This window comes from Paenibacillus tianmuensis (assembly GCF_900100345.1).
Classification (GTDB): domain Bacteria; phylum Bacillota; class Bacilli; order Paenibacillales; family NBRC-103111; genus Paenibacillus_G; species Paenibacillus_G tianmuensis.
In genome coordinates this window covers 18206-43068 of the sequence record NZ_FMTT01000045.1, presented here as the reverse complement: position 1 = coordinate 43068, position 24863 = coordinate 18206, and the positions used below count along the sequence as shown (strand labels likewise).

General features: G+C 56.1%; 24 protein-coding genes, 1 pseudogene and 2 riboswitches. Of the genes and pseudogenes, 22 read left to right on the top strand and 3 right to left on the bottom strand.

The window, feature by feature from the left end; translation table 11 throughout:
* Positions 1–12 precede the first annotated feature (12 nt).
* The 10 genes and pseudogenes from BLO51_RS22905 to BLO51_RS22865 all read left to right on the top strand — a co-directional run bounded on the left by BLO51_RS22905 (position 13) and on the right by BLO51_RS22865 (position 9262).
* Positions 13–1209 carry a glycosyltransferase family 4 protein gene (locus tag BLO51_RS22905; RefSeq protein WP_090675534.1) on the top strand — a complete coding sequence of 399 codons (1197 nt, stop codon included), beginning with the start codon at positions 13–15 and terminating at the stop codon, positions 1207–1209.
* Positions 1206–2222, top strand: a complete 1017-nt coding sequence (locus BLO51_RS22900) for an NAD-dependent epimerase (protein ID WP_090675532.1) — start codon at positions 1206–1208, stop codon at positions 2220–2222. The genes BLO51_RS22905 and BLO51_RS22900 overlap by 4 nt, the downstream gene beginning before the upstream one ends.
* Positions 2219–3268 (top strand): annotated as a pseudogene (locus BLO51_RS30520) (glycosyltransferase family 4 protein); the annotation flags it as partial. The gene BLO51_RS22900 and the pseudogene BLO51_RS30520, both read left to right, overlap by 4 nt.
* A gap of 120 nt (positions 3269–3388) precedes the next feature.
* On the top strand, positions 3389–3994 hold the full coding sequence (locus BLO51_RS30515; protein WP_281180417.1) for a sugar transferase: 606 nt from the start codon (positions 3389–3391) through the stop codon (positions 3992–3994).
* A 1-nt stretch (position 3995) separates the two neighbouring features.
* A complete protein-coding gene (locus BLO51_RS22890; protein WP_090675529.1) occupies positions 3996–4646 on the top strand; it encodes an acetyltransferase in 651 nt (216 codons plus the stop codon).
* 16 nt (positions 4647–4662) lie between these two features.
* Positions 4663–5832 carry a DegT/DnrJ/EryC1/StrS family aminotransferase gene (locus tag BLO51_RS22885; protein ID WP_090675527.1) on the top strand — a complete coding sequence of 390 codons (1170 nt, stop codon included), beginning with the start codon at positions 4663–4665 and terminating at the stop codon, positions 5830–5832.
* Positions 5819–6721 carry a UTP--glucose-1-phosphate uridylyltransferase GalU gene (gene galU, locus BLO51_RS22880; RefSeq protein WP_090675525.1) on the top strand — a complete coding sequence of 301 codons (903 nt, stop codon included), beginning with the start codon at positions 5819–5821 and terminating at the stop codon, positions 6719–6721. Before BLO51_RS22885 ends, galU begins: the two co-directional genes overlap by 14 nt.
* A gap of 3 nt (positions 6722–6724) precedes the next feature.
* A complete protein-coding gene (gene tuaD / locus BLO51_RS22875; RefSeq protein ID WP_090675524.1) occupies positions 6725–8068 on the top strand; it encodes a UDP-glucose 6-dehydrogenase TuaD in 1344 nt (447 codons plus the stop codon).
* 22 nt (positions 8069–8090) lie between these two features.
* Positions 8091–8576 carry a VanZ family protein gene (locus tag BLO51_RS22870; RefSeq protein WP_217266774.1) on the top strand — a complete coding sequence of 162 codons (486 nt, stop codon included), beginning with the start codon at positions 8091–8093 and terminating at the stop codon, positions 8574–8576.
* Positions 8573–9262, top strand: a complete 690-nt coding sequence (locus BLO51_RS22865) for a hypothetical protein (protein WP_090675521.1) — start codon at positions 8573–8575, stop codon at positions 9260–9262. The genes BLO51_RS22870 and BLO51_RS22865 overlap by 4 nt, the downstream gene beginning before the upstream one ends.
* Positions 9263–9275: 13 nt before the next feature.
* Here the strand turns inward: BLO51_RS22865 and BLO51_RS28775 are convergent, their stop codons facing one another.
* Positions 9276–9458: a hypothetical protein gene (locus BLO51_RS28775; RefSeq protein WP_143006945.1), complete on the bottom strand. Its 183-nt coding sequence runs from the start codon at positions 9456–9458 to the stop codon at positions 9276–9278.
* 139 nt (positions 9459–9597) lie between these two features.
* Here BLO51_RS28775 and BLO51_RS28770 point away from each other — a divergent pair, with 139 nt between their 5' ends.
* Together BLO51_RS28770 and BLO51_RS22855 are read left to right on the top strand one after the other, a co-directional pair.
* Positions 9598–10263 (top strand): hypothetical protein, encoded by a 666-nt coding sequence (locus tag BLO51_RS28770; protein WP_143006944.1) that lies wholly within the window; start codon positions 9598–9600, stop codon positions 10261–10263.
* A 135-nt stretch (positions 10264–10398) separates the two neighbouring features.
* The gene (locus tag BLO51_RS22855; RefSeq protein ID WP_090675518.1) at positions 10399–10596 is read left to right on the top strand and encodes a hypothetical protein; all 198 of its coding nucleotides are present in this window, start codon (positions 10399–10401) and stop codon (positions 10594–10596) included.
* A 77-nt stretch (positions 10597–10673) separates the two neighbouring features.
* Here the strand turns inward: BLO51_RS22855 and BLO51_RS22850 are convergent, their stop codons facing one another.
* On the bottom strand, positions 10674–11438 hold the full coding sequence (locus tag BLO51_RS22850; protein WP_090675516.1) for an AAA family ATPase: 765 nt from the start codon (positions 11436–11438) through the stop codon (positions 10674–10676).
* A gap of 257 nt (positions 11439–11695) precedes the next feature.
* Between BLO51_RS22850 and BLO51_RS22845 the strand changes: the two genes are divergently transcribed.
* A complete protein-coding gene (locus BLO51_RS22845; protein WP_245719783.1) occupies positions 11696–13579 on the top strand; it encodes an FAD-dependent oxidoreductase in 1884 nt (627 codons plus the stop codon).
* A gap of 83 nt (positions 13580–13662) precedes the next feature.
* Here BLO51_RS22845 and BLO51_RS22840 read toward each other — a convergent pair whose 3' ends face one another.
* Positions 13663–14538: a stalk domain-containing protein gene (locus tag BLO51_RS22840; protein WP_090675514.1), complete on the bottom strand. Its 876-nt coding sequence runs from the start codon at positions 14536–14538 to the stop codon at positions 13663–13665.
* Positions 14539–14542: 4 nt separating this feature from the next.
* Positions 14543–14697: riboswitch (cyclic di-AMP (ydaO/yuaA leader) on the bottom strand.
* Between the two features lie 162 nt (positions 14698–14859).
* Between BLO51_RS22840 and BLO51_RS22835 the strand changes: the two genes are divergently transcribed.
* From BLO51_RS22835 to purF, 9 genes are all read left to right on the top strand, one after another.
* Positions 14860–15558, top strand: coding sequence for a DUF6483 family protein (locus tag BLO51_RS22835; protein ID WP_090675512.1), 699 nt, complete (start codon positions 14860–14862; stop codon positions 15556–15558).
* 114 nt (positions 15559–15672) lie between these two features.
* A riboswitch (purine riboswitch) is annotated at positions 15673–15774 on the top strand.
* Positions 15775–15932: 158 nt separating this feature from the next.
* On the top strand, positions 15933–16418 hold the full coding sequence (gene purE, locus BLO51_RS22830; protein WP_090675510.1) for a 5-(carboxyamino)imidazole ribonucleotide mutase: 486 nt from the start codon (positions 15933–15935) through the stop codon (positions 16416–16418).
* On the top strand, positions 16415–17608 hold the full coding sequence (gene purK, locus BLO51_RS22825) for a 5-(carboxyamino)imidazole ribonucleotide synthase (RefSeq protein WP_090675509.1): 1194 nt from the start codon (positions 16415–16417) through the stop codon (positions 17606–17608). Before purE ends, purK begins: the two co-directional genes overlap by 4 nt.
* 28 nt (positions 17609–17636) lie before the next feature.
* The gene (gene purB, locus BLO51_RS22820; protein ID WP_090675507.1) at positions 17637–18932 is read left to right on the top strand and encodes an adenylosuccinate lyase; all 1296 of its coding nucleotides are present in this window, start codon (positions 17637–17639) and stop codon (positions 18930–18932) included.
* A 28-nt stretch (positions 18933–18960) separates the two neighbouring features.
* Complete coding sequence (locus BLO51_RS22815) at positions 18961–19854, top strand: phosphoribosylaminoimidazolesuccinocarboxamide synthase (protein WP_090675505.1); 894 nt, start codon at positions 18961–18963, stop codon at positions 19852–19854.
* A gap of 95 nt (positions 19855–19949) precedes the next feature.
* The gene (gene purS, locus BLO51_RS22810) at positions 19950–20198 is read left to right on the top strand and encodes a phosphoribosylformylglycinamidine synthase subunit PurS (RefSeq protein WP_090675503.1); all 249 of its coding nucleotides are present in this window, start codon (positions 19950–19952) and stop codon (positions 20196–20198) included.
* Between the two features lie 19 nt (positions 20199–20217).
* Entirely contained in the window at positions 20218–20913 is a 696-nt protein-coding gene (gene purQ / locus BLO51_RS22805; RefSeq protein ID WP_090675502.1) for a phosphoribosylformylglycinamidine synthase subunit PurQ, read from the top strand.
* Positions 20891–23137, top strand: a complete 2247-nt coding sequence (purL, locus tag BLO51_RS22800; protein WP_090675500.1) for a phosphoribosylformylglycinamidine synthase subunit PurL — start codon at positions 20891–20893, stop codon at positions 23135–23137. Before purQ ends, purL begins: the two co-directional genes overlap by 23 nt.
* The gene (gene purF, locus BLO51_RS22795; RefSeq protein ID WP_090675499.1) at positions 23119–24657 is read left to right on the top strand and encodes an amidophosphoribosyltransferase; all 1539 of its coding nucleotides are present in this window, start codon (positions 23119–23121) and stop codon (positions 24655–24657) included. Before purL ends, purF begins: the two co-directional genes overlap by 19 nt.
* Positions 24658–24863: the final 206 nt, after the last annotated feature.

Sequence of the window (24863 nt, the reverse complement as noted above, 5' to 3'; positions counted from 1 at the left end):
GGGTCGAGGACCATGAAGGTATTATGGGCGCATGACCATACGTTTTACTTTAACGATTCCGGGAAATTTTTTTCCAGCGGAAAGCTGCCCTACTCGGTGTGGGAACGGTATTTGACCGTATTTGACGAAATTACGGTGGCGTCCCGGGCGAAAAAAATATCTTCGGACACGGAAATTGCGAATAAAAGCTTATCAAGCGGCAAAAATGTGGAATTTGTCGTGCTGCCTTCCCTCAGCAATCCGGTGAACAAGCTGACGAAAAAAGGCTATATCGAGCGTGTGCTGACCGAATCGATCGCACAGTCGGATGCGGTAATTGCCCGGCTGCCAAGCGAAATCGGCTCGGAAGCGGTGGCGATCGCCAAGAAGCTCAAAAAGCCTTTTGCCGTGGAGATGGTCGCCTGCGCTTGGGATGCGTTGTGGAATTACGGAAATCTGCAAGGGAAGGCGTACGCGCCCATTGCGACGCTGAAGACGAAAGCGCAGGTGAAGGAAGCGCCGTTTGCGATCTACGTGACGAAGCAATTTTTGCAGCACCGGTATCCGAATACGAGCGGGTATACCGAAGGCTGCTCGGATGTGGAAATTCCGGATTTGTGCCCCGAGGTAATGGAACGGCGTCTCCGCAAAATCGAAGCCGGGGCGAAGCCCGTTATTTTGGGGCTGATCGGCAATCTGAACGGCAAAACGAAAGGCATTGCGACGGCGCTGGCGGCGTTGGCCCGGGTAAAGCCGAAGCTGCCGGCCTTCGAGTTCCGGGTGCTTGGCGGAGGCGACAAAGAGCCGTGGGAAGCGCTGGCGGCCAACCTCGGCTTGCGGGAACACGTCCGGTTCGACGGCGTTCTGCAGAGCGGCGATGCTGTATTCGAGTGGCTGGATCAAGTGGATCTTTACTTGCAGCCGAGCTTTCAGGAAGGCTTGCCGAGAGCGACGGTCGAGGCGATGAGCCGGGGATGTCCAGTCATCGGGTCGACCGCCGGGGGCATTCCGGAGCTTATCGATCCGCAGTATCTGCATAAGCCCGGCAATGACAAGCAGTTGGCCCGGCTGATCGAGCAATATATCTCCGACACACGCTGGATGACCGAACAAGCGCAAGCCAACTATCGGAAAGCGGGGAACTATACGAAAAACCAGCTGGATCAGGAACGGCAGGAATTTTGGGAAAAGTTTTCTCAATTCGTGAAGGAAGGGAAGACGCGGCGATGAAAATTTTAGTCACCGGATCCGCAGGCTTTATCGGGTATCATCTATCGGCGAAGCTGCTTCAGGAAGGCTTCTCCGTGGTGGGAGTAGACTGCTTAAACGACTATTACGACGTCAGGCTGAAGGAAGAGCGGTTAAATGGATTGTTAGAGTATGATGCCTATGCTCATTACAACTTCGACCTGCGCGATCAAAAGTCGCTCGATGCGTTATTCGCATCCCATGATTTTGCAGCGGTTGTACATCTTGCAGCCCAGGCCGGCGTGCGATATTCCATGGTCAATCCGGGGGCGTACATCGACTCCAACATAACCGGCTTTCTGCATATGCTGGAAAGCTCCCGCAAGCATCGCATTCCGCATCTTATCTATGCGTCCTCCAGCTCGGTCTACGGGGCGAATGTGAAAATGCCGTTCTCTGCGACAGATGCGGTCAATCATCCCGTCAGCCTGTATGCGGCCACGAAAAAAGCGAACGAGCTGATGGCCCATACGTACAGCCATCTGTACGGATTGCCGACGACGGGCTTGCGCTTCTTCACGGTGTACGGGCCTTGGGGAAGACCGGACATGGCGTATTTCTCGTTCACGAAGGCGATTATGGAAGGCAAGCCGATTCAAGTGTTTAATGAAGGCCAGATGATGCGCGATTTCACCTACATCGACGATATCGTGCAAGGCATCGTGCGCCTGCTGTTCCGTCCTCCGGCGCACAACGACAGCTGGAACCGGATGGAGCCGGACCCGTCCTCCTCGTACGCGCCCTATAAAATTTATAATATCGGCAACAATCGGCCTATTCCTTTGATGAAGTTCATTCATACGATCGAGGAATGTCTCGGCAAAGAGGCGGTGATCGAATTCAAGCCGATGCAGCCCGGCGACGTGCAGGCAACATATGCCGATATCGACGAGCTGGCGCAGGAGGTCGGCTTCACGCCCAAGACTAGCATCGAAACCGGAATAAAGGCGTTTACCGATTGGTACTGCCAATATTATCGAGAGGTAACCGTATGAAAAAGGTCGCTCATATTTGCACAAGCGCTATCTCCCATAAAATTTTGGCGGACAAGATGGAGGTGCTGCAGAAGGCGGAATATGAGGTTCATCTGATTTCGTCTCCCGACGGTTATGACGAGGAGTTCATGAAACGATACCGCCTGAAGCTCCATTTCGTGTCGATGAACCGGAAAATTCATGTTTTGGACGATCTTCGTTCGATCCGTCAGATGCGTTCGCTGCTTCGGCGCGAGCGGTTCGATATCGTCCATACGCATACGGCGAAGGCCGGACTGATCGGCCGGGTGGCCGGGTGGCTGGCCCGAACGCCGATAATCCTGCATACGAGCCACGGACTGCCGTTTTTCGACGGACAGAAATGGATAACCAGCTTCACCTACCGCAGCCTTGAGAAGCTGGGCGCGCTGTTCTGTGACGCGCTTTCCTCGCAAAATCGCGAGGACATGGGAAAGCTGCAGGAGCTGGCGCCGGGTAAGCCGGTCTATTACGAGGGGAACGGTGTCGATTTGAACCGGCTGGACGAGTTCCGTTACCGTATCGATCAGGCCGAACTGGACCGGGTGCGGCAGGAGGCGCTCATCCCCGAAGGAAAGAAAATCATCCTGATGGCGGCCCGGCTCGAGCCCGTAAAAGATCATACCTTTCTGCTGGAATCGCTTCGACTGCTCAAAGACAAGCATGTGCATGACTTCTGCTGCGTCCTGGCCGGGAAAGGTCCGCTCGAAGCGGAAATCCGAAGGAAGATCATGGAGCTGGGCCTTGAGGAGGAAGTGAGGCTGATTGGGCATCAGAGCTATATTTACCCTTGGATCAAGCTGGCGGATATCGTCGTGCTCTCTTCCGAGAAGGAAGGAATCCCCCGCTTCCTGATGGAAGCGATGGCCTTCTCCAAACCGGCGGTAGGCAGCGACGTTCTCGGAACAAGGGAGCTGGTGAAGCATAACGAGACCGGATTTTTGTCCCCTTATAAGCAGCCCGAGCCGTTTGCCGACGCTCTGCACAAGCTGCTCGGAAGCGACGAGCTGCTGAAGCAATTCGGCAGCGAAGCGCGCAGCGTGATCGAGCGCGAATATACGGAGCAGGCGGTCGTTGGGCGGCTGCATCGCATGTACGGGGAGATCGAGCAGAAGAAAACGGCCCGTAAACGAAAATCCGTGCAGCGCATCAAGCGCGTGCTCGATTTCACCGCTGCTCTGACGGCGGTCGTCGCGTTCGCTCCTTTGTTCGTCCTTGTCGCGCTGCTGGTCCGCCTGAATCTGGGCTCGCCGGTGCTGTTCCGACAGCAGCGTCCCGGGCTTCACGGCAAGCCGTTCCACGTGTACAAGTTCCGCACGATGAACGACCGGAAGGACAGCATGGGCGAACTGCTGCCGGACGTTGAACGGCTGACAACCTTCGGCAAGCTGCTGCGCAAAACAAGCATGGACGAGCTGCCTCAGCTGTTCAACGTGCTGCGCGGAGATATGAGTCTGATCGGGCCGAGGCCGCTCCTGATGGAATATTTGCCGTTATATACGGAGGAGCAACAGAAGCGGCATTGGGTCCGTCCGGGCATTACCGGTTGGGCTCAGGTGAACGGAAGAAACGCGATCTCCTGGGAAGAAAAATTCGCCCTGGACGTCTGGTACACCGACCACCCGTCGCTGATGCTGGATGCGAAAATCCTATGGATGACGGTGAAGAAGGTATTCCGTGCCGACGGCGTTCAGCAGGTGGGACATGCCACGACGAGCAAATTTACGGGCAACCGGAAGGTGGAGGGATTCTAGCATGAAGAAGCTCGTCCTGATCGGCGGAGGCGGTCATGGAAAGGTCGTCCTCGATGTGATGCGGGGCCAGGGGGACTATGAGCTGGCCGGGATCGGCGACGACAAATATACGCACAGCTTTAGGCAGGACGGCATCCTTCACGGGCCGGTGGCGAACATGGCGGAGCTGCTCCGGGACGACGATTGCCGGCTGTTTATTGCCATCGGCAATAATCGCACCCGACATACCGTCATGGAGCGGCTCGGGTACCCCGAATCCCGCTACGCGGTGTTGATTCATCCGAGGGCGACGCTCGGAAGCGGGGTGACGATCGGCGGCGGTACGGTCGTCATGCCGGGAGCCGTCATCAATCATGGCGCGAGGATCGGCGCTCAGTGCATCATCAACACCGGCGCCATCGTCGAGCACGAGAACACGCTCGGAAGCTTCGTGCATATTTCTCCCTCCGCAGCCTTAGCGGGCGATGTCACGGTAGGAGACGGAACGCATATCGGGCTTGGCGCGAAAGTGATCGAAGGATTAATGATAGGCGGCTGGAGCACGCTCGGAGCGGGAGCGGTTGCCGCCCACGACATTCCGGCTCAATGCACGGCCGTAGGCGTACCCGCCAAACCAATCAAATACGCTGATCAACCGGATCAGCTTGCATAGAGGAGGGCGTAGCGAAATGTCGCTGAATCAAAGGATTTACCTGTCTCCCCCGCATATGGGGCAAGAAGAGCAGCAATGGGTGCAGCAAGCTTTCGCCACCAACTGGATCGCGCCGTTAGGGCCCAACGTCGATGTCTTTGAGAAAGAGATTGCCGGGTATGTCGGAGCCAGCGGAGCTTTGGCTCTCAGTTCCGGTACGGCGGCCATCCACTTGGCTTTGCGGCTGCTTGGAGTCGGCGCCGGGGATAGCGTGTTCTGCTCAAGCTTAACGTTTGTCGCCAGCGTAAATCCGGTGATGTATCAAGGGGCGGAGCCGGTCTTCATCGACTCCGAGCCGGAGAGCTGGAATATGTCTCCGCAAGCGCTGGAGCGCGCGCTGTCTGAAGCTAAGCGTGCCGGGAAGCTTCCGAAAGCGGTCGTTGTCGTCAATCTGTACGGGCAAAGCGCAGACATGGACCCGCTGCTTGACTTATGCAACCAATACGGCGTTCCCGTCATCGAGGATGCCGCCGAATCGCTGGGCGCGACGTACAAAGGGCGGGCCAGCGGAACGCTGGGCAGGTTCGGAGTCTACTCGTTCAACGGCAACAAAATTATCACCACCTCCGGCGGAGGCATGCTGGTGTCGGACGACCTCGAAGCTTTGGAGAAGGCCAGATATTGGGCGACTCAGGCCCGGGACCCTGCACCGCATTACGAGCACAGCGAGGTCGGGTTCAACTACCGGATGAGCAACGTGCTCGCCGGCATCGGCATCGGTCAGCTTCATCAGCTTCCCGAGCGAATCGAAGCGAGGCGCGCCATCTTTGCGAACTACGCCGAAGCGTTTGGTTCTATGGAGGGCATCGAGTTTATGCCGGAGGCGTCTTTCGGCCAGGCGACCCGTTGGCTGACGGCATTGACCGTCGACCCGCAAGCTGCGACAACGACGTCGGGGGACATCATCCGGTCGCTCGCGGAGGCGAACATCGAGTCCAGACCGGTGTGGAAGCCGATGCATCTGCAACCGCTGTTCCAAGGCTGCGTCTATTATCCGCATCAGGAGGGGCACAGCGTATCCGACCGGCTGTTCGAGCAGGGCATTTGCCTGCCTTCCGGCTCCAGTCTGACTGAAACCGAGCAAGCGAAAGTGATTGAGATCGTCAAAACACTCGTATGCGGAGGTATGACTCATGAAATTGCGTAAAGCGATCATTCCGGCAGCGGGACTGGGGACGCGCTTCCTGCCTGCAACCAAAGCCCAGCCGAAAGAAATGCTGCCGATTGTGGACAAGCCGACGATTCAATACATTATCGAAGAGGCGATTGCCTCCGGGATCGAAGATATCCTGATTATTAGCGGACGCGGAAAGCGGGCCATCGAGGATCACTTCGACAAGTCGTTTGAGCTGGAAGAGACGCTGTCGAAGAAGGGCAAGAACAAGGAGCTTGAGCAAATTCAAGCGATCTCCGAGATGGCGAATATCCACTATATCCGTCAAAAAGAGCCGAAGGGTCTCGGTCACGCGATCTGGTGCGCGCGCAGCTTTGTCGGCGACGAGCCTTTTGCCGTTCTGCTCGGCGACGACATCGTGCAATCGAGCGAGCCGTGCCTGAGCCAGCTCATTCGCGTCCATTCCCGGTATTCCTCCTCGGTCGTTGGCGTGCAAAAAGTGAACGACGAGGACGTGTCCAAATACGGGATCATCGCTCCCCGGGGATCGTCGATCGAGCCAGAGGTGTTCTTCCTGGAGACGCTGGTCGAGAAGCCTTCGAAAAAAGCGGCTCCTTCCAACTATGCCATCATGGGCCGGTACATTTTGACACCTGACATTTTCGATATTTTGGAGGGTCTCCCGGCCGGTGCGGGCGGCGAAATCCAGCTGACGGACGCGCTGAAGCGGTTGAACGAGAAAAGGCCGGTCATCGCCTACAATTTCCAAGGGGCCCGGCACGACGTAGGGGACAAATTCGGCTTTATCAAAGCGACGTTGGACTTCGCGCTGCAGCGCGACGATTTGCGCAATGACGTGATGAACTATATCCGGACGCTGTATGAAAGCGAGCCTTCATTTTACAGTAAGGTGGCGAAATAAGTTATGCACAATATAACAGTGATTGGTACGGGATACGTCGGTCTGGTGTCGGGAACGTGCTTTGCCGAAATAGGCAACCGCATCATCTGCTGCGATGTGAACAAGGACAAAATCGCCATGCTGCAAAACGGCGAGATTCCCATCTACGAGCCGGGTTTAAAGGAGCTTGTCGCGAAGAACGTGGCGGAAAACCGTCTCTTCTTCACCTCCGAAATCGGCGAGGCCATTGAAGATTCCGACATCATTTATATTGCGGTCGGCACGCCTATGGCGGAGAACGGCGAAGCGGATATGCGCTACGTGAAGGAAGTAGCCAAAACGATCGGTAAGCATTTGAACACGTACAAAATTATCGTCAACAAGAGTACGGTGCCGGTCGGTACGGGAGAGCTGGTGCGGACGATCGTCGCCAACAATCGGATCAACGAACGCGTTCATTTTGATGTCGTGTCCAACCCTGAGTTTCTGCGCGAGGGCTCGGCAATTGCGGATTGCATGAACATGGAGCGGGCGGTGATCGGGGCGACGAGCGACAAGGCGGCCAAGGTCATCGCGAAGCTGCACGAACCGCTGCAGACGAAAATTTTCATTACGGACCTGCAAAGTGCAGAGATGATCAAATATGCGGCCAACGCATTTCTGGCCACGAAAATTTCGTTTATCAACGCCATCGCCAATCTGTGCGAGCGGGTCGGGGCCGACGTGACCCAAGTATCGGAAGGCATGGGGATGGACAGCCGGATCGGCGGGAAATTTTTGCAGGCCGGTATCGGCTACGGAGGCTCCTGCTTTCCGAAGGATACGTTTGCGCTCGCCCATATGGCCGATCAGGCCGGGTATGATTTTACGCTGCTGAAATCTGTTATTTCTACGAACGAGACGCAGCCGTACGTGATGCTGAAGAAGCTGCAGGATTTGTTCGGCGACTATGCCGGAAGGCGGATTGCGGTGCTCGGGCTTGCCTTTAAACCGAATACGGACGATATGCGCTGCGCTCCGTCGCTTGTCATTATCGACGAGCTGGTGAAAAAGGGCGCTATCGTGCAAGCGTACGATCCGATCGCCATTCCGAACGCCCGGGCGCTGTTGCCTGCCGAGGTGGCCTATTTTGACAGCGTTGAGGCGGCAGTGACGGATTGCGACGCCTGCCTGATTTTAACGGAGTGGGATGAGATTGCGGGCATGGATCTTGCTTCCGTTCGCAAGCTGCTGAAATATCCGTTCCTGGTGGACGGGCGCAACTGCTTCTCGCTCCAGGAAATATACGAACACGGCTTTGTTTACCATTCGGTTGGCAGGCCGGCAGTATTGACGGCTAGGAGTGAATCCCATCCGGTCAATTACTAAGCTCCTTACCCTTGTTCCTGTATTGCTGTGGACGCTGCTTATTTTTCACTTCTCTTCCCAGTCCTACCATAAGCAGAGTATACAGCCAATATTACATAATTGGTTCACGAAGGAGGGGATGCTTAGCGTTGTACCTGAAATGACCATTCACTATCATCATTCTACGATTGAAGCCAGGAAGCAGCCGTTTGAATTTATCGAGTTTTTGTTTCGTAAAGGTGCGCATTTGTTCATATATGCGATGCTGGCAGTTTGTGCTTTGTTCGCGTTGGTTCGAACCCGATGGAAGCTTGGCTTCAAGCTATTGCTTGCGATCGTTTATGTGATTGGCATAGCTTCGGCGGACGAATGGAATCAAGCGAGAAGTGTGGAGCGTACCAGCGCAATGCAGGATATTGTATTGGATTCAATCGGCGGATTCCTTGGCTTGGTGGTTCTTATCCTATGCCTGGCGATGTTCCGCAAAATCAGACGGAACAGTGCGCTTCGAAGAGGGGAGGTTCCATGAAGACGAGAATGAAAAAGGCCTTGGCGGTCGGGACGGTGGTCGTGTTGCTGCTGCTTGCCGGCGGATATTGGGCGCTTCATGCGTTGCAGGAACGGATGACGGCGGCTCTTGCCAGTCTGGCGGAAGAAGCGCCAGCGAAAAGCCGGCCGGTGAACGATCCGGAGAAGCGGACCGATCCGGCGCACCAGGCTCCGGCCTCCAAGCAGCCTCCGGTATCGCAGCAGCAGCTGGCGGAGGCTCCGAAGCCCACTTCCGGACAGGATTCCGTCCGGAAGCCGGGCGATTCCCCGGTACTGTCGGGGAAAGCGGAGCAGGCTCAGTCGCCAGCGCAGGCACCGGCCACGGTCCCGCAGGCAGCTGGCAAGCCGTCCGACCCGAAGTCGGGCAGTACAGGCTATAAGGCTGAAATATCCGAAGGCAAAGCGAAGGAAGTGCAGGATCAAATTTCGCTGGCTGAGCAAGTCAAAATTACAACTGTGTTGCTTAAGAAATTAGATGGAAATGATTTAAAACAATTACAAAATATGTTTAAACAAGGCGTTTCCTTGGAGGATAAAAGGAAGGCCAAGGCCATGATCTTGGAAAAGCTTTCGGAAGAGGAGTACGACGAGCTGATTGCGATTGCTTCGAAATATGGTTTGAGCAAGGGCAAAAGCTACGAGGAGTCTCTTCAGGAGAAAAAATGAGCTCTGCATAATTTTATAAAATTAAGGGAGAGAAAGCTATGAAAAAAAGGAAAGCCACCTTGACAAAGTTTCTTGCAGTCGTGATCGCGGCAGCCTTGACGACGCCGGCACTATCTGCGCCGAAAGCCGAAGCGGCATCGCTAACATTTGAGAACCAGTCGCCACTGGTCCATTTTAACGGGCCTACCGTGATCAACTTGAATGTGCTCCTCGGAGAACAGTTTAATCTGGACAAATGGTTCGAGATGAATTTTGGCAGCTGGAGCACTCCAAAACCGCCGAAGAAAGATAAAGAGCAGGAAAAGCAGGAGAAAGAGAAGCAGGAGAAGGAGCGATTGGAGAAAGAAAAGCAGGAGAGAGAGAAGCGGGAAAAGGAACGGCTAGAGAAAGAGAAGCAAGAGAAAGAAAAGCAGGAGAAAGAGCGGCTAGAGAAGGAAAAACAGGAAAAAGAAAAGCAAGAGAAGGAAAAACAGGAGAAAGAGAAGCAAGAAAAGGAAAAGCAGGATAAGGAAAACGGTAATGGTAAAGGCAATGGCAATGGTAAAGGCAACGGAAACGGAAACGGAAACGGAAATGGTAACGGCAATGGTAATGGCAACGGAAACGGAAACGGAAACGGCAACGGTAACGGAAACGACAACGACAACGGCAACGGGAATGGTAACGGTAACGGCGATAAGGAGAAGGATAAAGAGTACAAGGAAATCACGAAAAATGCGACTCAGCAGCTCATCCATCTCCGTAATGAAAGCAAGCAGGAATTGATGGGGATCGCCATTCAAGCCAAGCAGGCGAAAAACTCCAAGGAAAGAGCAAGAATTTTCCAACAGGGAGAAAGCACGTTTAACGAAAAAACAGCTCAATTCAACGCCATTCTCGATAGCGTAAGAGGTGAGTTGGAGTCTAAAGGCTTCAGCACGGATATCATCAACGAATATCAAGACGAGTTTAACAATGAAGTTCAAATGGGACAAAGCCTGCTGCAAGCTCTCGTACATTAACCATCGGGAACCGGCGATCGCCTTCGGGTATCGCCGGTTTTTTTCGTATCCGGCCGGAAAACAGACGCTTTTCAGGTATGAAATGTTAGCGCAAACTGCAAAATATAGGTAGTTCACGATAAGGAGGGAATTCGAATGAGCCAAGTGCATGATCGTGCAGGCAATGCCGAACTGGAGGATCTGGGCACTCATGCGGCCGGGGCTACCGACCTGCACCAGACGCGGACGACCGAGCAGGCCGTGCAGATCGATCCGCCGGTTGCCGGAAGCCCGGGCCCAATTGACCGCCGCGAGGAACGCTTCGGCGTACAAAAGAATGAAGATTCCGTTTAGCGACGGTTCGAACCAGATAATCCCGCAAAAAAACGAAGAACAGCGTACCGGAACGAACCGGGCCTGTTCTTTTTTCGTTATTCCTCGTCGGCAAAAAGCTCTCTAAGCATGCGTTCCCGATTATGCAGAAATTGCTTCATAATGATATAGTGATCGGTTTCTTCCACATTTATGTGCTCGATTCCGTCCGGCGTCAAATAATAAGCCAGAGCATCCGGATAGCCCATCAGAATGGGCGAATGCGTCGAGATGATGAACTGCGAATTCTTCTTGACCAGCGCGTGGATGCGGGCGAGCATGGACATTTGCTTCAAGGGAGATAGCGCCGCTTCCGGCTCGTCCAGAATATACAGCCCGTTGCCTCCGAAACGGTGAAGGAAGGCCGCAAAAAACGATTCGCCATGCGACTGCTTGTGCAGCGACTTGCCGCCGTACGAATTGATGATGGGAGGAGCGGGCGACGGTTCGCTATCCAACCGATCGATATTGGTCGCGAGGTTGTAGTAGGTTTCCGCCCGGAAGAAGAAGCCGTCCCTTGGCCTATCGATCCCGCGCACCAGACGGATATGCCGGTGCAGCTCCGAGTGGGATTCGTGCGTCGCGAAATTGAAGTTCAAGCTGCCGCCTTCGGGATTGAAGCCCCAGGCAACGGCGATGGCTTCGAGCAGCGTGGACTTGCCCATGCCATTCTCGCCGATGATGTAGGTGACCTTGGGATGGAAGTGCAAGGTGGTCAACTGGCGCAAAGCCGGGAGGTGAAACGGATATTCGGCAAAAGACGGCACGTTTTCCCGCCTCAGCTCCATACTTCTCACGAACGGATCTTTATCATAGATTCCCATAAAGTAGTGCCTCCTTCCAGTGATTATTGACTCTATTATACAGAAAAGTCAGCTGTCGCGTTACTCTTGTAAGCTTGGGGGTACGAATTCAACGAACCGGCCTCGTCGAACTCTTTCATTTTTGTAAAAATTGCGGTTTTCTGGAACAAATCGTCGGTTCGGCGCGTCCAATACAACGTAAGTAGATCGAGCCGAAACGGAGTGTGCGCTTAGAGGTGGCGAATCGAACAAAAACCAGCTTTCGAATAACGATAGGATTGGGCCTGCTGTTGGTGATCATCGCCGGAGGCTGGCTGTGGTGGTACAGCAATGACAAAACTGTCAGACCCGGGGAAATGAAGCCGCTGCTGCAAGTAAGCACTGTCTCTCAGATGAAAGAGGCCTACGATGTCATCGTGACCGGCACCGATCCGGAAGGCGTGGCGGCCGCCGTCTCGGCAGCGCGCAATGGCCTGTCCGTGCTGTTGGTGGATGGACAAAACCGAGAGATTCTCGGCGGCTTGATGACGCTAGGCTGGTTGAACAGCCTGGATAATAACTATTCCCCCGATTCTTCGCTTGTTCCGGGCAAGCACAACTTTTTGAACAAAGGGATTTTTCAGGAGTGGTACGACCGCATCGAAGGCACGTCGTTCGATGTTGTCACGGCCGCCAATGCGTTCTACGAGTTGGTCCGTCAGGAACCGAACATCGATCTTCTCATGAAGGTGAAGACGATGGAACCGATTGTTGTTGTCGGCCAGAACGGCATGCGCAAGGTTACCGGCGTGCAGGTCATCCGGCAGGACGGCAGCAGGCATCATGTGAAGGCGAAAGCCGTGATCGACGCAACGCAGGATGCCGATATTGCCGCGGCCGCAGGCGTATCGTTCACCATAGGGAGAGAGGATATCGGCGATCCGAAATCCCAGATGGCGGTCACGCTGGTCTTTAAGCTGCGGGGTGTTACGCAGGAGGTATGGGAATCGTTCGGCAGGCACAAGGATACCGGTATTGACCGGATGAGCGGATGGGGGTTCTCCGAGATGTGGGAGTATCCGTCAAGCAACAAAGACAAGGTTCGCATGCGGGGACTTAATATCGGGAGGCAAAATGACGAGACGATTCTCATTAACGCGCTGCAAATTTTCGGCATCAATCCGCTGGACCCCGGATCGGTCGAAGAAGCTTTTGAGATCGGAAAGAAAGAAATTCCGCTTGTGGTCGATTATATGCAGAAAAATTTCAAAGAGTTCGCCGACCTCGAACTGGCCGGAATGGCGCCGGAGCTGTACGTGCGGGAAACCCGGCATATGAAGGGCCAATACCGTCTGACCATGACCGATGTGCTCGATAACCGCGATCAATGGGACCGCATCGCTTTCGGCTCTTATAATGTCGATATCCAGAGCACGAGCTATCAAGACCGCGGTGCCATCATGATGAATCCGGTGCAGTATGCGATTCCGTTCCGCAGTATCCTGCCCCGCGAGGTAAACGGGCTGCTGGTGGTGGGCCGTTCGGCCAGCTTCGATACGCTGCCGCACGGCAGCGCGCGCGTCATCCCGGTCGGCATGGCAACGGGGCAGGCGGCTGGAGCCGCGGCTAAGCTGGTTATAGACAAGGGGCTGTCGTTCCGCGAGCTCTCCGAGTCCAAGCAGGACATTGCGGCATTGCAAGAAAGATTGAACAAGCAGGGGATGGAACTGAAGCCATTCCTCATTGATCCTCCCGCTTATGTGAAGCATAAAGCCTATGCCGGACTGAAAGCGGCGGTGAGCATGAGTTTGACCGTAGGCGGGGAAAAAAATGAGGGTTTCGACTTGGACGGCGTCTCGAATGCCCAGCGGTTCGTCAATCAGTTGAACGGCGTAGGGAGAGTGCATGCGGCCTATTTTAAAGGAAAGGCTGCCGATTCGCTCCAGGGTATAAGCAATCCGGCCGAAGCTCCGCTCACGCTGGAGAAAGCGGCGGCGGCCCTCGGCTCGGCTATGGGCTTGCCGCGGAAGCCGCCGCCGACCATGCAGGAGCTGCTCGCCCGGGGCGTGGTGAAGCAGGATACAGTTTCGTCCATCCGAGATCCAAAGCGGCTCACGAACGGGGAAGCCTATATGCTGATTCGTGACGTAGTCGCGAACTATGCCGGCAAAACGTACGTGTAAAAAGATATGAACCGAAAAAAAGCAGTCGTCTCACTTCAAAGCGAGACGGCTGCTTTTTTGGTTTGGATGAGAATCAAGCTTGATTAAGGATTAAGTACGTATACCTGCACATTCTGCATACCGAAGAGGCTGGCTTGAGCGCGGCTCTCGGGAAGAAAAATATCGATCCTGTTGCCTTTTATCGCGCCTCCGGTATCCGTCGCTGTGGCGTACAGGCCGTTAGCGGGCAGGCCCATATAGGAGTAGCCTTTGATCAACACCTTGGAACCGAGCGGAATGACCGAAGGATCTACGGCGATCGTTCCAAGTCTCAAGGGGTTGCCCATATAATCGACTGGGCCATATCCGCCGTTCTCCGCAGGAGACGCGGTGTAGGCTGTCGCTTTGACTTCGATCATTTTGCTGTAAGCCGGCGCGGGTGCCGCTGCGGGCGCATGGGCCGCTTGAACGGCTGCGCTTGGGCGATACCAAGCAGGTGCGTGATAATTGCCGTCGGCGCCGAGAATCGCGATGCGGTTTTGGTTGTCCCATTGCGTCTGGATGTCGAACGAATCCGAGATTAAGCGGACTGGCACATAGACGCGGCCGTCGACGAATTCCGCGGCGCTTTCGAGCTGCTCGCGCTGCCCGTTGACCGTAACCGACTTATTCCCGGTTTGCAGCGACAGGCTGTTTTTATTGTCTTTGATTGTAATTTTGATTTCGGAACCGGCAGGCTCCCAATTCAGCTGGTAGCCGAGCTTGTCCGCGACGACGCGCGCCGGAACTTGAAGCTTGTGATTCTCATCCACAAAAGGCTGGGCATCCGGAAACTGCACCAGCTTGTCGTTCACCTGAACCTTGACGTCCTCCGCCAGACGCACCGGTTCATCGGCATAGGCCGCGGGAGCGCAGACGGGCAGTATCGCGGGCAGTGTGAACAGGCATACAAGAAGCACGCTTTTCAAACCGAATTTCATATTCTTTTTCCCTCCTGTAAGCCTCCGAGGTTAGTTGTCGGGTTCGGGAAGAGGTAGGCTCCCTAGCCTGCGAACCTTGCGGTCCTGCGGCATTCACCCCATGTATTGCGTCCCCCGTACGTACACAAATTTTGCTGTGCGATTCGGCTTTTAAGAATTTACCACAGGCTCGTTGCTGGTATCAATACATAAAATCATCCAGCAGTTACCGGAAAATAGCAGAGCTTTTTTCCTCCCGGGCAGGAATGCGGTACAATAAAAGAGTGTTCGGGGACATCAGTTGATTTGGGACGGTCCTGGTCCCGGGAAAGGAGCAGCGCTATGTATAAGCGGGATTATATTTTACGGATGATCGAACAAGCGGTGGAAATGCTGCATAAAGTGATGTTTCATCGGCGGAATCAACAGCTGCGGGAAGCGATGGAGCTGCTGAACCAAGCGATGAGGCAGCTGCTCGGCGTCGGCTCGAAGCTGGTCCATGCGCTGTCAGTCAAAGATTTGCTGGCACTGCTGTCCAAAGACGGCGAGGTCGATCAGGGAAAAGTGCTTGTATGTGGGGACATGCTTAACGCCCAGGCGGCTTTGCACGCGGACTCCGGAGAAGAGGCGGCGGCCAGAGCGGCGGCGGCTAAATCGTTGGAGCTGCTGTTAACGGCCAGAGAGCTGGATGCGCGCGATGAGCTGCGTGAGGAATTCACAGACCGGATCGAGTCTGCACTTGCTTTGGTTGGACGGGCTCCTATGTCTGCGAGTTTGCTGAAGGTGCTTATCCCTTATTATGAAGCAAGCGGCCGATACGGGCGGGCGGAGGATGCGACTTTCCATTTGTTGGACGAGTTGGAGCGGACGAAGGAAACCGAGGAGCGGCTCGAACAGCTAGGATTCGGCATACGGATGTACGAACGATGGCTGGGCTTGGATTCGGCAGCGCTGGTGCAGGGAAACTTGTCGAAAGAAGAAGTGGAAGACGGGCTGAACGAGCTGATTCGCATAAAAAAGAGCATTTTGGAGCAAGGATAAGCCGTACGCTTTTTGTGCGAAAATGCGAACTATTTCTGTTTTAGATAAAAAAATGTTCGTCTTTTGGAGTTGACATGCGGTGTTAATGGCTGTTAAACTAAAGAGGATGAAAGCCTTAACAAAATCGAATAGTCTCGTATAATGTCGGGAATATGGCCCGAACGTTTCTACCCGAAAACCTTAAATTTTTGGACTACGAGTGAGCGAAGTTTCAGGGGTCGGCATACGCATGCCAGACCTTAGCTTGCGCTTGTGGAGTATTCTTGTCGTCCTGCCGATAGACTGCGCTTGTCAGTACTATCCAATGGGCGTTTTGTTTTTTTCTTCTATAAATATAGGGTCAAACATCGATGCGACCGACACGGAGGTTACCAATGTCTGTTCTTGTTGGAGTCATTATGGGCAGCCAGTCCGACTGGGAAACGATGAAGCATGCTTGCGACGTGCTGGACGAGCTCGAAGTGCCTTATGAAAAGAAAGTCGTTTCCGCTCACCGGACGCCCGACATGATGTTCGATTACGCTGCGTCAGCGGCAGACCGCGGATTGAAGGTCATTATTGCCGGAGCCGGCGGCGCGGCGCATTTGCCGGGCATGGTGGCGGCGAAGACGGTGCTGCCGGTGATCGGCGTGCCGGTCAAATCGTCCACGCTGAACGGCCTCGATTCGCTGCTATCCATCGTTCAGATGCCGGGCGGCATTCCGGTCGGCACTGTGGCGATCGGACATGCCGGAGCGACGAATGCGGGGCTGCTGGCCGCTCAAATGCTCGGCGCCTTCGATCCGGCGCTCCAGCGTAAAGTAGCGGAGCGCCGCGAAAAAATCGCGCAGACCGTTATTGAAAAGAGCGTGCTGGAATGACGCGGCAGACGGATCAAAACCGAACGTACGACCCATCGAAAGTATTGCCCCCCGGCGCTGCGATTGGCGTGCTTGGGGGAGGACAGCTTGGACGGATGATGGCTCTGGCGGGAAGCGCTATGGGCTACCGGTTTGTGACACTGGACCCGACGCCGGATTCGCCTTGCGGCCAAGTGGCGGACCGGCAGATCGTCGCGCCTTATCATGACGTCGATGCCGCGCGGCAGCTTGCGGAGCTGGCTGATGTCATCACGTACGAGTTCGAGAACGTGGACGCCGATGTCACCAAGCTGCTGATGGCCGAATCGTACGTGCCACAGGGCAGCAAGCTGCTGTACACAACGCAGCATCGGCTGCGCGAGAAGCGGGCGATTGAAGCCGCAGGCGTCAAGGTCGCGCCGTATGCCGAAATCGGCAGCGCGGAAGAGCTTCGCGAAGCGGTCGGACGCTTTGGCACGCCGTGTGTGCTGAAGACGGCGACAGGCGGGTACGACGGCAAAGGCCAGTGGGTGATCCGCTCGCTGGACGAAGTGCAGGAAGCGTACGATACGTTAAGCCGGGCCCGGACGGAGCTGGTGCTGGAGCAGTTCGTTCATTTTACGAAGGAGCTGTCGGTCATTGCGGCCCGCAGCCCGCGTGGGGAAGTCAGAGCTTTTCCCGCTGCGGAGAATGTGCATGTGAACAACATTTTACACTTGTCTATCGTACCGGCGAGAGTGCCGGAAGAGGTGCAGCGGGAAGCGGAGCGGATGGCGCTGCGGATCGCCGAGGAGCTGGATGTGATTGGGCTCATTGCCGTCGAGCTGTTCCTTACCGCGGATGGCGAGCTGTTCGTCAACGAGCTGGCGCCGCGTCCGCATAACTCCGGTCATTATACGATGGAGGCGTGCCGGACTTCGCAGTTCGAGCAGCACGTGCGGGCGATCGCGAACCTGCCGCTTGGAGACCCCGCGCTGATGACGCCGGTCGTCATGGTTAATGTGTTGGGCGAGCATGTGCAGCCGCTGCTGGACTGGATCGTCAAGCCGGAAGCGGAGCAGGTGCCGGGCGTGACGGCGAAGCTGCATTTGTACGGGAAGCAGGAAGCCAAAGCCGGCCGCAAGATGGGCCATGTGAACTTGCTCGCGGCCTCGCATGAGACGGCATTGGATTGGATAGAGGCTTCAAAAATATGGGAAGCTATAGAATAGAAAGATAAAAGCGGAGGATGGAGAAACCATGATCGATCGTTATACGAGACCCGAGATGGGCGGCATTTGGACGGAAGAAAACAAATTTAAAGCATGGCTCGAAGTCGAGATTCTTTCCTGCGAAGCGTGGGTAGAGCTGGGCGTGATTCCGAAGGAGGACGTCGTCGAGCTGCGCAAAAACGCAGGCTTCAACATCGATCGCGTCTACGAAATCGAGCAGGAGACGCGTCACGATGTGATCGCCTTCACCCGTGCGGTATCCGAGACGCTCGGACCGGAGCGGAAATGGGTGCACTACGGCTTGACTTCCACGGATGTGGTCGATACGGCGCTCGGTTACTTGCTGAAGCAGGCCAACACGATTTTGGAGAAGGACCTGCTGAACTTCATCGAGATTTTGAAGGACAAGGCGGTTGCTTACAAAGATACGCCGATGATGGGACGGACGCACGGCGTACATGCCGAGCCGACGACGTTCGGGCTGAAAATGGCGCTGTGGTACGAGGAAATGAAGCGCAACCTGGAGCGTTTCCGCTTTGCGGCGGACGGCGTGCAGTACGGCAAAATTTCCGGCGCGGTCGGCACATACGCGAACATCGATCCGTTCGTCGAGGAATATGTATGCGGCAAGCTCGGCACGAAGCCGGCACCGATCTCCACGCAGACGCTGCAGCGCGACCGTCACGCGGAGTACATGGCGACGCTGGCGCTGATCGCGACCTCGCTCGACAAGTTTGCGACGGAAATCCGCGGACTGCAAAAGAGCGAATTCCGCGAGGTGGAGGAGCCGTTCGCCAAAGGGCAAAAAGGTTCGTCCGCGATGCCGCACAAGCGCAATCCGATCGGCTGCGAAAGCATCTCCGGACTGGCGCGGGTCATCCGCGGCCATATGGTTTCCGCTTACGAGAACGTGACGCTGTGGCATGAGCGCGATATCTCGCACTCCTCGGTCGAGCGGATCATTTTGCCGGATGCGACGATCCTGCTCAACTATATGCTGAACCGCCTCGGCAACATCGTGAAGAACCTGACGGTGTTCCCGGAAAATATGAAGCGCAACATGCAAAGCACGTACGGCGTGCCGTTCTCCGGCCGCGTCATGACGAAGCTGATCGACAAGGGCTTCAGCCGCGAGCAAGCGTACGACACGGTGCAGCCGCGCGCGATGCAGGCGTGGGAGGAGCAGCGTTCGTTCCGCGACATCGTCGAGAATACGCCTGCGATCCGGGAGCATCTAAGTCTGGAAGAGATCGAGGACGCGTTCAACCCGAGCTGGCATTTGAAGCATGTGGATACGATTTTCAAGCGTCTCGGCTTGAGTTGATCTAAAACGGGGGAGGCCTGACGAAGCGATGAGTGGAACGACGACAACGGCCATTTCGAGTGCCGAGCCTTACGTAAAAGCGCCGCTGCTCTACAAAGGCAAGGTCCGGGAGCTGTACGATCTCGGCGAGCACTACCTGATCGCGGTCACCGACCGCATCTCCGCGTTCGACTGGGTGCTGAGCCCGGCGGTGCCGGACAAAGGCAACGTGCTGAATTCGCTCAGCCGTTTCTGGTTCGAGCAGACGGCAGGCATCCAGCCGAATCATCTGGTGCACGCCGACGTGGATCGGCTCGGGGAGCTGATCACGGACCGCGAGATTATGAAGGACCGGTTCATGGTCACGAAAAAGGCGCAGCGGATCGACATCGAATGCGTCGTGCGCGGCTACATCACCGGCGGCGGCTGGCGGCAGTACCAGAAAACCGGCGAAGTGAACGGGCACAAGCTGCCAGCGGGCATGCGGAAGAACGAGCGGTTTCCGCAGCCGATTTTTACTCCCGCCGCGAAGAACGACGTCGGCCACGACGAGGACATCACGATCGAGCGGATGACCGAGCTGGTCGGTGCGGAACTGACGCAGCAGCTTCAAGAGATAAGCATCCGGCTGTACGAGTTTGCGCAGGAGTTTTGCGAGGTGCGCGGCATTATTTTGGCGGATACGAAGTTCGAATTCGGTCTTATTGACGGCGAAATCATCCTGATTGACGAAATTTTCACGCCGGATTCCTCCCGCTTCTGGGACAAAAGCAAATACGAGCTCGACATCGAGATCGACGGCATGGACAAAGAGCCGGTCCGGACGTATTTGTCCGGCACCGATTGGGACAAAAACAGCGAGCCGGACCCGCTGCCTCCGCAAGTGGTGGAGGAGACTTCCCGGCGTTACCGCGATATCTATAACCGTTTGGTCCAAGGGTAAGCTGGCTTGCCGGGGCGGCAAGCCGCCGCTCCGCGGATAACGCGCTTCAGGATAGGCCCAAAATGATTAACTTAATGTGGGAGGTACTTTTCCTAATGTTCAAAGCAACGGTATACGTAACGATCAAGCAAAGCGTTCTGGATGTGCAAGGAACCGCCATACAGGGCGCGCTCCACTCGATGGGCTTCGACGAAGTGGAGAAGGTGAGAATCGGCAAATATTTGGAAGTGGAACTGAACACAAACGACCGGGCTGCGGCGGAAGAGCGGTTGAAAGCGATGTGCGAGAAGCTGCTCGCGAACACCGTGATCGAGGATTACCGTTTCGAGCTGGTACAGGGTTAATCAAAAGGAGGCGCGCGTGATGAATTTCGCGGTGTTGGTATTCCCCGGCTCCAACTGCGATATCGACTGCTACAAAGCGGTAGAGGATACGATCGGACAGCCAGTGGATTACGTATGGCATACGGAAACGGACTTATCGAAATATGATTGCATTCTTATTCCCGGCGGCTTCTCGTACGGCGACTACCTGCGCTGCGGCGCGATTGCCCGCTTTGCCCCGGTCATGAACGCCTTGGTGAAAGCGGCAGAGGAAGGAAAATATATTCTGGGTATCTGCAACGGCTTCCAGATTTTGTTGGAATCGGGTCTGCTGCCGGGAGGTATGCTGCGCAACCAGTCGCTTAAATTCCGCTGCCATGCAGCCATGCTGCAGGTGGAAAATACGAACACGCCGTTTACTTCGGACTATACGAAGGGCGAATTGATCAATATTCCGATCGCCCATGGCGAAGGCAATTATTATTGCGATGAGGCGACGCTGGCGGAGCTGAAAGCGAACAACCAGATCGTGTTCCGTTACGAAGCGGGCAACAATCCGAACGGTTCGGTCGACGATATTGCCGGCATTTGCAACCGGGCGGGCAATGTGCTGGGCATGATGCCGCATCCGGAGCGGGCGGTGCACGAACTGCTCGGCTCGGCGGACGGACGGAAGATGTTTACATCGATTTTGAGCACTTGGAGGGAGAAGCATGGCGCAGCAGCTATCGGCTAAGGAACCAACGGCAGAGCAAATTGCCGGGCAGCAGATTTACAAGCAGTTCGGCGTATCGGATGCGGAATATGACAAAATTTGCGGGTTTTTGGGCCGTAAGCCGAACTACGTCGAGATCGGCGTGTTCAGCGTCATGTGGTCCGAGCATTGCTCCTATAAAAACTCGAAAGCAGTTCTCCGCAAATTCCCGACAAGCGGCCCCCGTGTCCTGATGGGGCCGGGCGAAGGCGCGGGCATCGTCGATATCGGCGACAACCAAGCGGTTGTGTTCAAAATCGAAAGCCATAACCACCCTTCGGCGGTCGAGCCTTACCAAGGCGCGGCGACGGGAGTCGGCGGCATTATCCGCGACATTTTCTCGATGGGCGCAAGACCGGTGGCGGTCTTGAACAGCCTGCGTTTCGGACGTCTCAGCAATGAGCGCGTCAAATATTTGTTTGAGCACGTCGTTTCGGGCATTGCCGGGTACGGGAACTGTATCGGCATCCCGACGGTCGGCGGCGAAGTCATGTTCGATGAGAGCTACGAAGGCAACCCGCTCGTCAATGCGATGTGCGTCGGCCTGATCGATCATGACAAAATCCAAAAGGGCGTCGCCAAAGGCGTCGGCAACCCGGTCTTCTACGTTGGGCCAGCGACGGGACGTGACGGCATTCACGGCGCGACGTTTGCCTCCGAAGATTTGACGGCGGAGTCCGAAGCGAAGCGTTCGGCGGTGCAGGTCGGCGATCCGTTCATGGAGAAGCTCGTGCTGGAAGCGTGCCTCGAACTGATCAATTCCGGCATCGTTGTCGGCATTCAGGATATGGGCGCCGCAGGCTTGACCTGCTCCAGCTCGGAGATGGCGAGCAAGGCCGGCAACGGCATGGAGCTGTATCTGGACGAGGTGCCGCAGCGCGAGGAAGGCATGACGCCTTACGAGATGATGCTGTCCGAGTCGCAGGAGCGGATGCTGTTCGTCGTGAAGCCGGAGCACGAGGCTCAGGCGAAAGCGATTTTCGAGCGTTGGGGGCTGCACTGCGCGAAGGTGGGCAAAGTGACCGACGACGGCAACCTGAAGCTGTTCCATAAGGGCGAGCTGGTCGGTGACATGCCGGTCAAAGCGCTTGTAGACGATTGTCCGATGTATCATAAGCCTTCCGCCGTACCGGCTTATTATGAAGAGAACGGCAGGATCGACACGCTTCGTTACCCGGAAGTGACGGATTTGAACGGCGCGCTCAAGCAGGTGCTGGCTTCCCCTACGGTAGCGAACAAAGAGTGGATTTATAACCAATACGATTATATGGTGCGTACCAGCACGGCGGTTCAGCCGGGCTCCGACGCGGCAGTCGTGACGATTCGCGGCTCCCGCAAGGCGCTGTCCATGTCCACGGATTGCAACGGACGCTATGTCTATCTTGATCCGGAAGTCGGCGGACGCATCGCCGTGGCGGAAGCGGCGCGCAATAACGTCTGCTCCGGCGCGGAGCCGCTGGCGATTACGGACAACCTGAACTTCGGCAGCCCGGAGAAGCCGGAAATTTTCTGGCAGCTGGAGAAATCGGTCGACGGCATGGCCGAAGCTTGCCGCAAGCTGAATACGCCGGTCATCGGCGGCAACGTTAGCTTGTACAACGAGAACGCCAAGGGCGCGATTTATCCGACGCCGGTCGTCGGGATGGTCGGCTTGGTGCATGACACCGATCATATTACGACGCAGGGCTTTAAGCGCGAAGGCGACGTGATCTTGGTGCTCGGCGAGACGAAAGCGGAGCTGGGCGGCAGCGAGTTCCAATCTATCGTTCACAGCGTCACGGAAGGCCGTCCGCCGCAAATCGATTTGGACGTGGAAAAAACGATGCTGGATGCGGTGCTGACGGCGATTCAGCAAGGGCTGGTCGCTTCCGCGCACGACTTGTCCGAAGGCGGGCTGGCCGTCGCGCTGGCCGAGAGCTGCATGAGCGGCCGTCTTGGGGCGAAGGCGAACTTCGCTTCGGAGCTGCGCCCGGATATCGCGCTGTTCAGCGAGAGCCAATCCCGTATTCTGCTTAGCGCAGCCCCGGACAAAGCCGAAGCGCTGCAAAAGCTACTGACAGAACGCGGCGTGCCGGTGCAAGCGCTCGGTACGGTCGGCGGCAGCTCGCTGCAGCTTCAAGTCAATGGAAAACCGGTTATTGATGCATCTGTGACGGAACTAGAAAAGGTTTGGAAGGATGCGATTCCATGTCTGATGAACAGCTGATCGGCGGACAGGGAGAAGAGGCAGCAAAAATCATTCGTTCGGCTTCCGGAGTGGCAATGCCCCTCTGGACAGGGCGCTACTATAACGAAGGCCATACCGGCCAGGACAGCATTATGGACAAGCTGGGGGAGGAGTGCGGAGTATTCGGCGTGTTCGGGCATCCCGAAGCCGCTTCGCTCTCGTACTACGGCCTCCATGCGCTGCAGCACCGCGGGCAGGAAAGCGCGGGCATTTGTGTAGCGAACGGGGAATCGTTTCATTATCACCGCGGCATGGGGCTTGTGAAGGAAGTGTTCAACAACGACAACCTCGCCCTCATGACCGGGAATGCGTCGATCGGACACGTACGTTATTCGACAGCGGGCGAAAGCAAGCTGGCTAATGCGCAGCCGCTCGTGTTCAAATACCGCGGAGGCGATCTGGCGATTGCTACGAATGGCAACTTGACCAATGCGCCGCAAATCAAGGATCAGTTGGAAGAAGAAGGGTCGATTTTCCAAACGACCAGCGATACGGAAGTGGTAGCGCACTTGATTGCCCGCTCGAAGCAGAACGATATCGTTTCCGCCGTGAAGGAGACGCTGCTCCGGGTGGAGGGCGCGTATGCGTTTATGTTTTTGACGAAGGACAAGCTGATGGTCGCGCGCGACCCGCACGGCTTGCGGCCTTTTGTGATAGGGCGTCTTGGCAACGCGTGGCTGTTTGCTTCCGAATCCTGTGCGTTCGACACGGTCGGGGGCAAATATTACCGCGACGTCGAGCCGGGCGAGCTGCTGGTGTTTGACTTCAAGACCGGCGCAATGACAGAAGACCGCTTCTCGCCGATCAAGCAGCGTGCGATCTGCGCGATGGAATACGTTTATTTTGCCCGGCCGGACAGCGATATTGACGAGACGAACATCCATTCCGCGCGCAAGCGGATGGGACGCCAGCTGGCGATTGAAGCGTTCGTCGATGGTGACATCGTCACCGGCGTGCCGGATTCCAGCATTTCCGCTGCGATCGGCTACGCGGAGCAAACGGGTATTCCGTACGAGCTGGGCCTGATCAAAAACCGCTACACCGGCCGGACGTTCATCCAGCCGAGCCAGGAGCTGCGTGAGCAGGGCGTCAAGATGAAGCTGTCGGCGGTGCGCAGCATCGTTGAAGGCAAGCGCGTCGTCATGATCGACGACTCGATCGTGCGTGGCACAACCTCGCTGCGCATCGTCAACCTGCTGCGCGAGGCTGGCGCGAAGGAAGTGCACGTGCGCATCAGCTCGCCGCCGTTTGCGAACCCGTGCTTCTACGGCATCGATACGCCGAGCCGCACGGAGCTGATCGCCGCGGTCAAGTCGGTGGAGGGAATCCGCCAAGCGATCAATGCCGACTCGCTGTACTTCCTCAGCAAAGAGGGACTGCTTGCGGCTATCGGACGTCCGAACGTGGAAGTCAACCGCGGGCTGTGCACGGCCTGCTTCGACAACCGCTACCCGACGCCGGTACCCGACGAAGCCGCTCTTGGCTGCGGCTGCGATTGATTGCGGCAAGGCCGCCAGCATGCTTTGACCTAACCCGGCGGTCCCGGGCTGCCCGGACCGCCTTTTTACGATAGCGCAGGTTTTCCTGCGCAAAATTTTTTGACGGAGCGCTTAGGCGGAGGTTCGTGTGTCTGCCGGAGAGTTTACGTGCCGCCTTTGAAAACGGGTTATTCCCACTACTAATATCAAATAAGATAACCCGTTTT